This is a genomic window from Pseudomonas sp. C2B4 (assembly GCF_013359695.1).
Classification (GTDB): domain Bacteria; phylum Pseudomonadota; class Gammaproteobacteria; order Pseudomonadales; family Pseudomonadaceae; genus Aquipseudomonas.
In genome coordinates, this window is the sequence record NZ_JABFMU010000039.1 from 32,781 (window position 1) to 46,161 (window position 13,381).

Annotated in this window: 10 protein-coding genes; 6 read left to right on the forward strand and 4 right to left on the reverse strand. The window is 61.6% G+C overall.

All coding sequences use genetic code 11. The features are described 5' to 3' along the window. The first annotated feature begins 162 nt into the window (after positions 1-162). Positions 163-1,083, forward strand: a complete 921-nt coding sequence (locus tag HNQ83_RS21710; RefSeq protein WP_175390828.1) for a universal stress protein — start codon at positions 163-165, stop codon at positions 1,081-1,083. Next, positions 1,080-1,820 carry a Mut7-C RNAse domain-containing protein gene (locus HNQ83_RS21715; protein ID WP_175390829.1) on the forward strand — a complete coding sequence of 247 codons (741 nt, stop codon included), beginning with the start codon at positions 1,080-1,082 and terminating at the stop codon, positions 1,818-1,820. The genes HNQ83_RS21710 and HNQ83_RS21715 overlap by 4 nt, the downstream gene beginning before the upstream one ends. Before the next feature lie 21 nt (positions 1,821-1,841). On the opposite strand, the gene HNQ83_RS21720 is transcribed toward HNQ83_RS21715, so the two are convergent. Then, positions 1,842-2,537, reverse strand: coding sequence for a tRNA (adenine(22)-N(1))-methyltransferase TrmK (locus HNQ83_RS21720; RefSeq protein ID WP_306157327.1), 696 nt, complete (start codon positions 2,535-2,537; stop codon positions 1,842-1,844). Between the two features lie 208 nt (positions 2,538-2,745). Here HNQ83_RS21720 and HNQ83_RS21725 point away from each other — a divergent pair, with 208 nt between their 5' ends. After that, the gene (locus HNQ83_RS21725) at positions 2,746-3,354 is read left to right on the forward strand and encodes a trimeric intracellular cation channel family protein (protein ID WP_175390830.1); all 609 of its coding nucleotides are present in this window, start codon (positions 2,746-2,748) and stop codon (positions 3,352-3,354) included. Positions 3,355-3,470: 116 nt separating this feature from the next. Here HNQ83_RS21725 and HNQ83_RS21730 read toward each other — a convergent pair whose 3' ends face one another. From HNQ83_RS21730 to HNQ83_RS21740, 3 genes are all read right to left on the reverse strand, one after another. Then, complete coding sequence (locus tag HNQ83_RS21730; protein WP_175390831.1) at positions 3,471-5,114, reverse strand: acetolactate synthase large subunit; 1,644 nt, start codon at positions 5,112-5,114, stop codon at positions 3,471-3,473. A 215-nt stretch (positions 5,115-5,329) separates the two neighbouring features. Continuing rightward, entirely contained in the window at positions 5,330-7,546 is a 2,217-nt protein-coding gene (locus tag HNQ83_RS21735) for an OsmC domain/YcaO domain-containing protein (RefSeq protein WP_175390832.1), read from the reverse strand. Positions 7,547-7,692: 146 nt separating this feature from the next. Continuing rightward, positions 7,693-8,649 (reverse strand): threonine dehydratase, encoded by a 957-nt coding sequence (locus HNQ83_RS21740; protein WP_175390833.1) that lies wholly within the window; start codon positions 8,647-8,649, stop codon positions 7,693-7,695. A 97-nt stretch (positions 8,650-8,746) separates the two neighbouring features. On the opposite strand from HNQ83_RS21740, the gene HNQ83_RS21745 reads away from it, so the two are divergent. The 3 genes from HNQ83_RS21745 to HNQ83_RS21755 all read left to right on the forward strand — a co-directional run bounded on the left by HNQ83_RS21745 (position 8,747) and on the right by HNQ83_RS21755 (position 13,375). Continuing rightward, the gene (locus HNQ83_RS21745) at positions 8,747-9,565 is read left to right on the forward strand and encodes a helix-turn-helix transcriptional regulator (RefSeq protein WP_372241924.1); all 819 of its coding nucleotides are present in this window, start codon (positions 8,747-8,749) and stop codon (positions 9,563-9,565) included. 136 nt (positions 9,566-9,701) lie between these two features. Continuing rightward, positions 9,702-11,039 (forward strand): MFS transporter, encoded by a 1,338-nt coding sequence (locus HNQ83_RS21750; RefSeq protein ID WP_175390835.1) that lies wholly within the window; start codon positions 9,702-9,704, stop codon positions 11,037-11,039. Between the two features lie 209 nt (positions 11,040-11,248). Then, the gene (locus tag HNQ83_RS21755) at positions 11,249-13,375 is read left to right on the forward strand and encodes a TonB-dependent receptor domain-containing protein (RefSeq protein ID WP_175390836.1); all 2,127 of its coding nucleotides are present in this window, start codon (positions 11,249-11,251) and stop codon (positions 13,373-13,375) included. Positions 13,376-13,381: the final 6 nt, after the last annotated feature.

Sequence of the window (13,381 nt, forward strand, 5' to 3'; positions counted from 1 at the left end):
CTTTATATGCGCAGGACGACTCGTCCAGCGCCATTCAAAGAATGCAGGCGTATATTGGTAGTGTCGATCCGGGAAGTTGAGGCGGCAGGACGTTGCCAAGGGTGTGGCACGCGAGATGACCGGCGCCAACCAACGGATCATCCAGAACCCTGGAGGTGCGACATGAGCCAATATCAACGCCTCTTTCTGATTGTCGGTCCCACCATGCGTCACACGCCGGCGCTGGAGCGCGCAGTTGCCCTGGCCAAAGCCACTGACGCCCTGCTGCATATCGCAGTGTTCATCGAAGACGTCGACATCCTGGGGTTGATGAGCGGGAATGAGCATTTTCGCGAAATCTGCCAGCAGGAGAATCAGAAGTGGCTGCAAGATGAAGCCCAGCTGATACGCGGCAATGGCATTACGGTGACCACCGAAGTGGTATTGGCTCGGGACGTATTGCAGGAAATCCTTCAGCATGTGAAGGACTTGCAACCGGACCTGGTGATCAAGGACGTCCATCACGAATCGACACTCAAACGTGTCTTCGCCACGCCTCTGGATTGGCATCTGTTGCGCGATTGCCCGGTTGCCGTTCATCTGGTCAGCGAGGTCAGGTGTCCACTGCCACGGGTGATCGTGGCCGCCGTGGATCTGTCGCATCCAGACCATCCGATCACCGACCTTAACGATCGCATCATCCAGGCTGCGCAGCGCATGACAAACCAGTGCGAAGCAGAGCTGCACCTGCTGCACGCCTTCGATCCATCGCAAACACACATCTCCGATGCCGGCGCCGGCGCCGTGACGATGCCAGGCTTCAGCACCGACGTACGTCGGTCACTGCAGCATGCCTTCACGACCTTGGCTGACAACTACCAGGTTCCCTCCGAACGCCAACACTTCCTTGAAGGTTCGCCCACCAAAGTGATGTCCGACTTCGCCGCCCATAGCCGGGCCGACGTGATCATCATGGGTGATACGCACCGAAAAGGGCTGCACAGGCTGATGGGCAGTACCACGGAGCACGTGCTGTACAAGGTGCCCTGCAACGTCCTGGCGATAAAGGGGCACGTGGATCAGCAGGGATCGTCCGCAGCATGACCAGTGCAACGTTCCGCTTCTACGAGGAGCTCAACGATTTCCTGCCGGCCGAACGGCGGCGGCAGTCCTTCACCTGCGAGTGCGCGCAAGGGGCGACGGTCAAGCACATGATCGAGGCGCTCGGGGTGCCGCACACCGAGGTCGAGCTGGTGTTGCTCAACGGCGAGTCGGCGGGCTTCGGGCGGGTGATCTTCGACGGTGACCGGCTGGCGGTGTATCCCAAGTTCGAAACCCTGGACATCAGCCCGCTGCTCAAGGTTCGCGCGCAACCGCTGCGGGTGTTGCGCTTCATCGCTGATGCGCACCTGGGCGGGCTGGCCAGCCTGTTGCGCATGAGCGGTTTCGACACGCTCTACGACAATGGCTTCGAGGATGGCGAGATCGCCGAGATCGCAGCAACGCAAGGACGCATCGTGCTGACCCGCGACCGCGAGCTGCTCAAGCGGCGGATCATCAGCCACGGTTGTTACGTGCATGCCCTGAAACCGTCGCTGCAACTGCGCGAATTGTACGAGCGCCTCGATCTGGCGCGCAGCGCGAGGCCCTTCAGCCTGTGCCTTCATTGCAACGTGCCGCTGCACGAAATCAGCCCGGAACTGGCCCGGCCGCACGTACCGCCACGGGTGAGCACCCTCTACTCGCACTTCCTGCGTTGCGACGCCTGTGAGCGGGTGTACTGGGAGGGTTCGCATTGGCGCGGCATGTGTGCACTGCTGGCGCCGTTGCTGGACCGATAACGGCGCGCATCGCACCGCTTTTCAAGCCAGCATTTCAGCGATCCACCGGGCCTGCCGGGCGACATCCTGCACCTTTTCCTCGGGAACGACCTGCCGCGCCCGGGCGAAGTTATTCAGGGTCTTCTGCTTCTGCCGCAGCTTGCGCTGCCACTTGACCAGGAACGCCGGGCTGCGTGCCTGCATCTGCAGCGGGCCGAAGTACAGTTCCTCGGCGGTGTACTGCACAGGCCCGGCGCGCTCGGCGACGATGATTTCGTAGTCGAAGCGGTTTTCCCGCAGCACTTCTTCGCAGAGGATCTGGTAATCATTGTCCATCAGCCATTGACGCAGTGGCTGCTCGCCGCCATTGGGCTGCAGGATCAGCCGCTCCTGACCGCTCAGGCGCGCCTTATCGCGGTCTAGAATGTCGCGGATGGTCTCGCCGCCCATGCCGCAGAGACTGATCGCCGTAATCCCGTCTCCGGGCTCGATCGCCGCCAGGCCATTGGCCAGGCGCACGGTGATCCATGGCTCCAGGCCGTTCTCGCGCACGGTGCGTTCGGCCGAGCGAAACGGCGTCAGCGCCACCTCCCCCGCCACCGCCGCCGTAATGACGCCACGGCGCAGCAATGCCACCGGCAAGTAGCCGTGGTCCGAACCGATATCGGCCAGGCGCGCACCGGCCGGCACGTGTGCCGCCACGCGCTCAAGGCGCATGGACAATGTCTGTTCGTTCAACGGCTACCCCTTTCTCATCTCGAACGTCCGGCACCTTTGGCCGGATCGGGGCGTGATTCTGTCGGGCAATGCCGAACATTTCAAATCCATGCGACCAGGGCCATGGTTCGCAGGGCCTTCTCGGATGCAGCGTCTTCAATTTGCGGTCCGGCGCACCGGACAATCAATTGGTCTAAAGTGATCGGCTAACCGGAGTAAGGAATAGAGGATGCTCTACTTTCAGGAAATGCTGGGCATCGCCGTGTTTTCGATCACCGGGGTGCTGGCGATCAAAAAAGCCGATGTCGATCTGTTCGGCGCTGTCGTGCTGGGCATCATCACCGCCATTGGTGGCGGCACCCTTCGGGACCTGTTGCTGGATCTGCCGATCTTCTGGATCGTCGACTTCAATTACATCTGGGCCGCGCTGGTTGCTGCACTGCTGGCGTTTTTCCTGACGAAAGGACTGCAGCGACGTTATCGCCTGCTGCTCTATCTCGATGGTCTGGCCGCGGCCCTGTTCGGATTGGCGGCGACCGAAAAAGTGCTGGCCTTGCACCTTGCCGCGCCGTTGGCGGTGATGATGGGCGTGCTGACCAGCATTGGAGGCGGCATCGCCCGGGATGTCCTGGCAGGACGGGTTTCACTGTTGATGTCGCGGGAAATCTACGCCACACCGATCTTGCTGGGCTGCACCCTCTACGTTGCCTTGCGCGACGTGTTCCCGTCGTTCTGGATCGCCGGCTGGATTGCCCTGGTGTTCACTTTCGGCCTGAGATTCTTCGCCATTTACAAGCATCTGCAAATGCCGGCGATCTTCTCTACCCGGCAAGGATAATGCGTCCGCTGTTCAACGCCTGCGCGTTGCGATCGTACCTGTCGGCCCAAACCTTGTGATGCCGACAGGCTGCTCAATGGTATCGAAACCGCCCTGCTCCAGCGGTACTGAAACAATCAGACCAATGCGCTTCTGCGCTTGAGCTCGCTGTTGAGAATGAAATCATTCTCCGAATAATCCACCGGGCAATCGATCACGTGCACGCCCGGCTCGCTGATGCAGCGTTGCAACAGCGGCAGGAAGCCTTCGGCGCTTTCCACCCGATGCCCCTTGGCGCCATAGCTTTGCGCGTACATGACGAAATCCGGGTTGCCATAGTCCAGGCCGAAATCGGTGAAGCCCATGTTCGACTGTTTCCAGCGGATCATGCCGTAGGCGTCGTCGCGCAGGATGATCACCGTCAGGTTCATCTTCAGGCGCACAGCGGTTTCCAGTTCCTGGCTGTTCATCATGAAACCGCCGTCACCGCACACCGCGACCACCGGACGGTCCGGGTAGACCAGGTGCGAGGCCATCGCCGACGGCAGGCCCGCGCCCATGGTCGCCAGCGCGTTATCCAGCAGCACGGTGTTGGGCTTGTGGGCCTTGTAGTTGCGGGCGAACCAGATCTTGTAGATGCCGTTGTCCAGCGCGACGATGCCCTCGGACGGCAAGGCACGACGCACGTCGGCGACGAATCGCTGCGGGTAGATCGGGAAGCGGTTGTCATCCGCGCCCTCGATGATCTGCGCTTCGTTGGCTTCGCGGATCGCCATCAGGCGGCTGAAGTCCCAGTGCGGCTGGACCTGTAGCGCCTCACCGATCTGCCACACGGCGTTGGCGATGTCGCCCACCACTTCGATCTGTGGGAAATAAACGGGGTCGACTTCCGCAGATCGGAAGTTGATGTGGATCACTTCAGTGCCGCCACGGACCATGAAAAACGGCGGCTTCTCGATGACGTCGTGGCCGATGTTGACGATCAGGTCGGCGGCCTCGACGGCACGGTGCACAAAGTCACCGGCAGAGAGAGCCGCGTTGCCGAGAAAGCGTGGGTGACGCTCATCCACCACGCCCTTGCCCATTTGCGTGGTGACAAACGGGATGCCGGTGTTGTCGATCAGTTGCTTGAGAACCTTGCAGGTCATCTTGCGATTGGCGCCGGCGCCGATCACCAGGATCGGGCTGCGGGCGGCCCTCAGCTTTTCGACGGCGCCTTCGATGGACTTGTGCTCGGCCAAGGGACGACGGACCAGGCTTGGCGAGATGGGCAGGCTTTCGGTTTGTTCGGCGGCGATATCTTCCGGCAGTTCCAGGTGCACGGCACCGGGCTTTTCTTCCTCGGCCAGCCGGAAGGCTTCACGCACCCGCGAGGGAATGTTGTCGGCGGAAGCGAGCTGGTGGGTGTACTTGGTCAGCGGTTGCATCATGCCGACGACGTCGAGGATCTGGAAACGGCCTTGCTTGGATTTCTTGATCGGCTTCTGGCCGGTAATCATCAGCATTGGCATGCCGCCCAGGTAGGCGTAGGCACCAGCGGTGACCAGGTTGGTTGCCCCCGGCCCGAGGGTCGACAGACTGACGCCGGTCTTGCCTGTGAGCCTTCCGTAGGTCGCGGCCATGAAGCCGGCGGATTGTTCGTGGCGGGTCAGGACCAGTTTTATCTGGGACTTGCGCAGCGACTCCAGCAGGTCCAGGTTTTCTTCACCCGGAATACCGAAGACATACTCGACGCCTTCGTTTTCCAGGCATTGCACGACGACATCTGCGGCCTTGGCCATTTCTGCACCTCAATATCCGTGGGCAAACGCATCCACTATAGCCCGATACATCGGGTTACCAGTCGCGATCTGCTCCAGCGGTTGTCGTGCTCAATGCCAAACCCTTGTAGGAGCGAGCCTGCTCGCGATGGACGTCAACGATAACGCGTACTGTCTGAATGATCGCGTTGTCCGGACATTTTTCGCGAGCAGGCTCGCTCCTACAGGAAGCGTGGTTAACGGGATAAATTCGCCACGTTGGCCCGTGCTGCATGCAGTTTTTTGTAGCTGTCGATCAGCCGCAAGTGCCTGTCGAGGCCCTCCAGCTTCATGCTGGTCGGGGTCAAGCCGTAGAAACGCACGCTGCCGTTCACGGAACCGATCGCGGCGTCCATACGCTCGTTGCCAAACATCCGGCGGAAGTTGGCCTCGTAGTCTGGCAGTTCCAGATCCTCGTCCAGTTCCATCTCCAGCACCGCGTTCACCGCCTGGTAAAACAAGCCGCGCTCGACCGTGTTGTCGTTGTATTGCAGGAACATTTCCACCGCCTCTTTCGCCTCTTCATATTGCTGCAAGGCGAGCCAGATCAGCAGCTTCAGCTCAAGGATCGTCAACTGGCCCCAGGCCGTGTTGTCGTCGAATTCGATGCCGATCAAGGTGGTGATGTCGGTGTAGTCGTCCAGCTCGCTTTCCACCAGACGCTCCACCAGGCCCTTCAGCTCGGTTTCGTCCAGGCGATGCAGGTTCAGGATATCTTCGCGGAAGAACAGGGCCTTGTTGGTGTTGTCCCAGATCAGGTCGTCCACCGGGTAGATTTCCGAATAGTCCGGCACCAGGATGCGGCAGGCGGTTGCGCCGATGTGCTCATACACCGCCATGTAGACTTCCTTGCCCATCCCTTCGAGGATGCCGAACAAGGTCGCGGCTTCGTCGGCATTGGAGTTTTCACCCTGGCCGGAGAAATCCCACTCCACGAACTCGTAATCCGACTTGGAGCTGAAGAAGCGCCACGACACCACGCCGCTGGAGTCGATGAAGTGCTCGACGAAGTTGTTCGGCTCGGTGACTGCATGGCCTTCGAAGGTCGGCTGCGGCAGATCGTTCAAGCCTTCGAAGCTGCGGCCCTGCAGCAATTCAGTCAGGCTGCGCTCCAACGCCACTTCAAGGCTTGGGTGCGCGCCGAACGAGGCGAAGACACCCCCGGTGCGCGGGTTCATCAAGGTGACGCACATCACCGGGAACTCACCACCCAGCGAAGCATCCTTGACCAACACCGGGAAGCCCTGGGCTTCCAACGCCTCAATGCCGGCCAGAATCCCCGGGTATTTCGCCAGCACATGCTGCGGCACGTCCGGCAGTGCGAATTCACCTTCGATGATTTCGCGTTTCACCGCACGTTCGAAGATCTCCGACAGGCACTGCACCTGGGCTTCCGCCAGGGTGTTGCCGGCGCTCATGCCGTTGCTGAGGTACAGGTTTTCGATCAGGTTGGACGGGAAATACACCACCTCACCGTCCGACTGACGCACGTACGGCAGCGAACAGATGCCGCGCGCTTCATTGCCGGAGTTGCTGTCGAACAGATGCGAGCCACGCAGCTCGCCATCGCGGTTGTAGATCTTCAGGCAATATTCGTCGAGGATTTCAGGCGGCAGCTCATCCTTGCGGCCAGGCTGGAACCAGCGCTCATCCGGGTAATGCACAAACGGCGCGTTGGCGATCTCTTCGCCCCAGAACTGATCGTTGTAGAAGAAGTTGCAGTTGAGCCGCTCGATAAACTCGCCCAGCGCCGACGCCAATGCACTTTCCTTGGTCGCGCCCTTGCCGTTGGTAAAGCACATCGGCGAGTGCGCATCGCGAATATGCAGCGACCAGACATTGGGCACGATGTTGCGCCACGAAGCGATTTCGATCTTCATGCCCAGGTCGGCCAGGATGCCCGACATGTTGGCGATGGTTTGTTCCAGCGGCAGGTCCTTGCCGAGGATATAGGTGCTCGCCTCCGACGCACCCTCTAAATTAGAAGCAGGCATCAACAACGCCTGGGCATCGGCATCGAGGTTTTCCACTTCCTCGATCACAAACTCAGGCCCCGCCTGCACCACCTTCTTCACCGTGCAACGGTCGATGGAACGCAAAATGCCCTGGCGGTCCTTGTCCGAGATGTCCGCCGGCAACTCGACCTGGATCTTGAAGATCTGGTTGTAGCGGTTTTCCGGGTCAACAATGTTGTTCTGCGACAGGCGGATGTTATCCGTGGGGATGTTTCGGGTTTCGCAGTACAACTTCACAAAGTAAGCCGCACACAAGGCCGACGAAGCCAGAAAGTAGTCGAACGGACCCGGTGCCGAGCCATCGCCCTTGTAGCGGATTGGCTGGTCGGCGATGACCGTGAAGTCATCGAACTTGGCTTCAAGTCGAAGGTTGTCGAGAAAATTGACCTTGATTTCCATGCGGGATTACCAGAATAGCGAGCAGACGATTTGGCCGCCATTATCCGGTTTTTCAGCGGGATGTATTGTGCTTTCAGAGAGAAGGCGGCTGATCGATTGAATATCCGATGTCTGCCGGCTGTACTCGCTCCCACAGTTGGATCTTTTTACTCAATCACTTTGGCATACACCGCTCGATCAACGTTCCCGCCGGACAGGATCACCCCCACCCTTTTGCCCACCATGGTTTCTCGCTCCTGAATGAGCGCCGCCAGGGCCGCCGCACCTGCCCCTTCGGCGAGATTGTGGGTGTCGGTGTAATACACGCGCATGGCCTCGGCTACCTGTGCCTCACTGACCGAGACGATGCGCTGCGCACCTTCCGCGTAGACGGCAAAGGCTTCCGCAATGGGCCTGCGCACGGCAAGGCCGTCGGCAAAGGTATTGGCCGAGGCGGTTTCGCGTATTTCTCCCGCCTCGAACGACAATTTGGCGGCCTCGGCTTCGGTGGACACCACGCCCACGACGCGGGTCTTCAGGCCCAGTGCGTCGCGGGCGGCGATCACCCCGCAAATGCCCGATCCACAGCCGATTGGCACATAGACGGTATCCAGATCCGGTGCAGCCTTGAACAGCTCCAGCGCATAAGTGGCCACGCCTTTGACCAGCTCGGTATGAAACGGTGGAACCAGGTAAAGGTCATGCAGTTGCGCCAGCCGTGCGGCCTCCTCACGGGCCTCATCGAAATCACGGCCAAACTCGACCACTTCGCCGCCAAAGGCGCGCATGGCACTGTTCTTTTCTACCGAGTTGCCTTCGGGCACGACAATCAGCGCCTGCAAGCCCAGCGCGCCGGCGGCCATTGCCAGGCTCTGGCCATGGTTGCCGCGGGTCGCGCTGACAATCCCCTTGATGCCCGGGTGCGTACTTTTGAGCCAGTGCATGAAGGTAATGCCACCACGCACCTTGAAGGCCCCTGTGGGGGTGTGGTTTTCGTGTTTGACCCACACCGTGCAACCCAGACGCTCGGCCAACAACGGCCAGGGGTACTGGGCAGTGGCAGGCATGGCCTGGTACACCTGGCGAGCGGCTTGTTCGATATCGTCGAGGGTCAGTCTGTGCATGAGTCGTTCTCCCTTGGGTTGTGCCCAGTCTAGACAGGGGCGCATGACGCTGACTTTCAAAAAACTGACCTGACTTTTGGGCCCCTGCTTCACTACTATGGTGCCTATGAGCCATCGAAACCGCCGCCTGCCGCCACTCCCCTCCGAACCGGTCCGTCGTATCGAGGCTGGGCCCTGGGCCATCGAATTGTTACCCGGCGCCGCCTACGCGACCCGCTATGTCGCGTCCCAGTCGGCGATCGGCTTTGCCTTCGACAGCCAGCGCGGCCTGCACGCCATCGGCAGTGACCGGGTTCAGCCCTTCGATGCCATGCCCAACGGTCTGGCATTCGTCCCCGCCGGCTGCGACGTGTTTTCCGAGTCACCCGAGGGCGGTGAATACCTGCGGATCATGCGCCGCGACGGTCTTGCGCTGCCGGGGGACCGTGCCTTCAACAATCGCATCGATCCGCAAGCGATCGCCCTCGCACTGCGCATGCGCGGCGCGTTGTTGCGGCCCTCGGTGGAGGACGACTGGGAAGCCTGGGCACTGGCGCTGGCGCAACGGACACAGGCGGACGATGCGCCGCCGTCAGTGCCCTCAGGTTCAATCACCGGCAAACGGATGCGCTTGCTCGATGAGTTCATTGATGCGGGCCTCGACGGTGCGCTGGGGGTGAAGGTAATGGCGGATGAGTTGGGGTTGTCCGAAGGCTATTTCATGCGCGCCTTCAAGCAGGCGACCGGCCAGAGCCCGCACAGTTACCTGATCGACCGACGTCTCGCCAGGGCCCGTGCCCTGATGCGCGACTCCACCGCCACGCTGGCGCAGATCGCCCTCGCCTGCGGCTTCAACTCCCAGGCGCACATGGCGACCGCCTTCAGGCAACGGCTTGGCATCAGTCCGGTGCAGTTGCGCAGGTGCTTGACCTTCTGAGCCGTGCTGGCGCGAATCCTGCTTCGTTCAGCGGCATCACGTCGGTGCTGACTATGCGGATGACACTTTTGAAGTGAGTCGCATCAGTGGCTGCCCCGATAATCGAACGCTCACTGACGAAATGTCGAGGTCAAGCATGACGAGCACCGCTATGGAACAGGTCAGCCCGCAAACCCTGAGGAAAGTGATTGTCGCCGCCGGCATCGGCAATTTTGTCGAGTGGTTCGACTTCGCCGTCTATGGCTTCCTGGCCACCACCATCGCCCAGCAATTTTTCCCCAGCGGCGATGCCAGTGCCGCGTTGCTCAAGACCTTTGCGGTGTTCGCCGTGGCCTTTGCGTTTCGGCCCCTTGGCGGGATTTTCTTCGGCATGCTGGGCGACAAGATCGGTCGCAAGCGAACCTTGGCGGCAACAATTCTGTTGATGGCCGCCGCCACAACCTTGATCGGGCTTTTGCCCACCTATGCCGCCATCGGGGTCGCGGCGCCGATTCTGCTGTCGCTGATTCGTTGCGCCCAGGGCTTTTCCGCCGGGGGTGAATACGCCGGCGCCTGCGCGTACCTGATGGAGCACGCACCGAATGACAAGCGCGCCTGGTACGGCAGCTTCATTCCGGTGTCGACCTTTGCCGCCTTCGCCTCGGCAGCGGTGTTGGCTTATGCGCTGGAGGCCTCCCTGTCCGCCGAAGCAATGGCCAGCTGGGGCTGGCGCCTGCCGTTCCTGGTGGCTGCGCCTTTGGGTCTTGTCGGTCTGTACCTGCGCTGGAAGCTGGACGAGACACCCGCGTTCCAGGCGGTCACCCAGGAAAAGGACGTCGCCCACTCCCCGCTCAAGGAAACCCTGCGCAACCACGGTGCAGCGATGTGCTGCCTGGGCGCTTTTGTGTCGCTCACGGCGCTGTCGTTTTACATGTTCACCACCTACTTCACGACCTACCTGCAGGTCGCGGGCGGCCTGAGCCGCGCCACCGCGTTGCTGGTGTCGCTGATTGCCCTGATGTTCGCGGCGGCGGTCTGTCCGTTGGCCGGGCTGTACTCGGACCGGGTTGGACGCAGAAAGACAGTGATGAGCGCCTGCGCCTTGTTGATCGTGGTCGTGTATCCCGCGTTCCTGATGGCCAGTTCCGGCTCGTTCGCCGCCTCCATCATCGGCGTCATGCTGCTGGCGACGGGCGCGGTGCTGTGCAACGTGGTCACCGCGGCCCTGCTCTCGGAAACCTTCCCGACCCGAACCCGCTACACCGCATCGGCCGTCACCTACAACATGGCCTATACCCTGTTTGGCGGTACGGCGCCGCTGATGGCGACCTGGCTGATCAGCACCACCGGCAGCAACCTGTCGCCGGCCTTCTACCTGATGCTGGTGGCCTTGCTGGGGCTCGCGGGTGGCTTGGCCTTGCGGGAGACTTCGCGGATTTCCCTGCATGACGTGCCGACGGAAGAGAAAGTTTCCGCGAAAGCAATCGAGGCCTGAAGTGCTTTTCTGTGGGAGCGAGCCTGCTCGCGAATACGGTCCCTCATTCAATATTGATGTTGACTGACGCACCGCCTTCGCGAGCAGGCTCGCTCCCACAATGAACCGCGTAGGTGTTTGAAAAAAAACAAAATCGCCATGTGCTCCATACGTTCTTCCATACGTCGCAGTTCTTCACTGCCCGTTCTTGTCCGTATGGAGTTCTCTCAATGCCCTCGCCCAAATCCCTGCCCGCCGCGTTGCTGGGCCTGGCCCTTGTCTGCCCGGTGATCGCCGAGGCCGAGGGCCTGGAATTGGGGCAAGTCGTGATCGGGGCCGAGGACCCAAGCGGCGAAGACGCGACGATCGAGGACGCCAAGGCACGGCTGGATCGAGTGCCCGGTGGCACTAACGTGGTGGATATGCGCCGCCCCCTGCAGGGTCGCGTGGCCAGCAATCAGGATGTGCTGGCTTATCAACCCGGGATCTACGCCCAGTCGGCGGGCAACGAAGGGGTGAAGATCTCGATTCGCGGCTCGGGGATCAACCGCGCGCCGGGCGCCCATGCCTCGGGGCTGTACACGATGCTCGACGGCCTGCCGCTGACCGGTCCTGGCGGCACGCCCTATGAATTGCTCGAACCGCTGTGGCTCGATCATGTGGAAGTGCTGCGCGGCGCCAACGGTTTCGACAGGGGCGCCCTGGCCTTGGGCGGGGCCATCGATTACGTCAGCCACACCGGCTACAACGCCCCCAAATTGCAAGTGCGCTACGCGACGGGCAGCCATGGCTATCAGCAACGCCAGGTCAGTTCCGGGCAGGTACTGGGCGACTTGGATTACTACGTCGCGGTGACCGACGCGCAGTCCGACGGCTACCAGGACCACACGGCGAGCGAGAGCCAGGGCGTCATCGCCAATTTCGGTTATCGCTTCAACCCGAACCTGGAAACGCGCTTTTACCTGCGCTACCGCGAGACCGACAACGACCTCGCCGGACGCGTCACCCAGCATTCCATCGAGCACGACCCGCGAGCGGCCAACCCGGCTTACGTGTCGCGGGACGATAGCCGCAAGCAGCCGGGCAGCACCTTTATCGGCAACAAGACCACGTTCTATCTCGATGACGATTCAAGCATCCAGACCGGTCTTGCCTACCACGACTATCCGATGGATTTGCGCGAGGGTCCCAACCGCTTGAAGGTGGCGTACACCGATGTCAGCGGCACCTTCGACTACAAGCGGCGCGACACGCTCTGGGGTCTGGAAAGCCACAGCACTGTGGGTCTGCGAGTGACCAAGCACCTGCCCAACGATGGCGCCAGCGAACGGGTGCGCATCCCCACCGGCAACACCGCCGGCTATGCACCGGGCACGCACATGCGCAACTTCACCTATCAGGGCTCCGACACCGTCCTGCACCTGGGCAACGACCTGGAGATCGCCGAGGACCTGTGGCTGACCACGGGCCTGGCCGCCATTTACACCCGCCGTGAGAGCGCGGTGACTTACCCGGATGGGGGTGGCAAGACCAGCCTCAGCGACTGGGATTACGCGCCACGCCTGGGGCTGCGCTATCAAGTGACACCCGATCTGCAACTGTTCGGCAATCTCAGTCGCTCCGTCGAGGCGCCGCATCCGTGGTCGCTGATCTACAGCGCCAATCAGCGCTTCCCGGCGGGCAGCGGCCCGGCCACCGGCACTCAGCGCGATCCGATCGAACTGCAAAACCAGACCGCGACCACACTGGAACTGGGTGGGCGCGGCGACAGCGTGGCGGGCCAGTGGAGCCTTTCCTGGTACTACGCCCAGGTGCGCCACGAATTGCTCTCGGTGTTGCCCGACGCCAACGCCACCACGCCCTACGAACTCAACGCCAGCCCCACTGTGCACCAGGGTGTGGAAGCCAGCCTGCAGAGCAACCTGTGGTCGCGGGACGATGGCGGCCAGTTGAGCCTGCGCCAGAGCTACACCTTCAGTGACTTCCACTACCGCGACGACGAGCGTTTCGGCGACAACCGCCTGCCGGGCTTGCCGATGCACTACTACCAGGGCGAGCTGCGCTACGACTGGCCCCAGGGCTTTTTCGCCGCGCTCAACACGCAGTTGGTGTCTAAGGTGGCGGTGGACTACGCCAACAGCTACTACGCCGATCCCTACGCGCTGTTCGGCGCGACCCTGGGTTACAACGCGCCCAAGGGCGACTGGCAGACCTGGCTGGACATGCGCAACCTGACGGACAAGCACTACGCCGCCACCGTCACCCCGGGCTACGACGACAACGGGCTGGACGCGGCACGCTCCACACCGGGCGAGGGTCTGGGGGTGTATGTCGGGGTGTCGTGGAGTTTGCTCTGAGTGCCT

Bases quoted from the DNA above. Each gene is read 5' to 3' on its own strand.
- HNQ83_RS21710 (WP_175390828.1), top strand. From the start codon at position 163: ATGAGCCAATATCAACGCCTCTTTCTGATTGTCGGTCCCACCATGCGT.
- HNQ83_RS21715 (WP_175390829.1), top strand. From the start codon at position 1,080: ATGACCAGTGCAACGTTCCGCTTCTACGAGGAGCTCAACGATTTCCTG.
- HNQ83_RS21725 (WP_175390830.1), top strand. From the start codon at position 2,746: ATGCTCTACTTTCAGGAAATGCTGGGCATCGCCGTGTTTTCGATCACC.
- HNQ83_RS21730 (WP_175390831.1), bottom strand. From the start codon at position 5,114: ATGGCCAAGGCCGCAGATGTCGTCGTGCAATGCCTGGAAAACGAAGGC.
- HNQ83_RS21735 (WP_175390832.1), bottom strand. From the start codon at position 7,546: ATGGAAATCAAGGTCAATTTTCTCGACAACCTTCGACTTGAAGCCAAG.
- HNQ83_RS21740 (WP_175390833.1), bottom strand. From the start codon at position 8,649: ATGCACAGACTGACCCTCGACGATATCGAACAAGCCGCTCGCCAGGTG.
- HNQ83_RS21745 (WP_372241924.1), top strand. From the start codon at position 8,747: ATGGTGCCTATGAGCCATCGAAACCGCCGCCTGCCGCCACTCCCCTCC.
- HNQ83_RS21750 (WP_175390835.1), top strand. From the start codon at position 9,702: ATGACGAGCACCGCTATGGAACAGGTCAGCCCGCAAACCCTGAGGAAA.
- HNQ83_RS21755 (WP_175390836.1), top strand. From the start codon at position 11,249: ATGCCCTCGCCCAAATCCCTGCCCGCCGCGTTGCTGGGCCTGGCCCTT.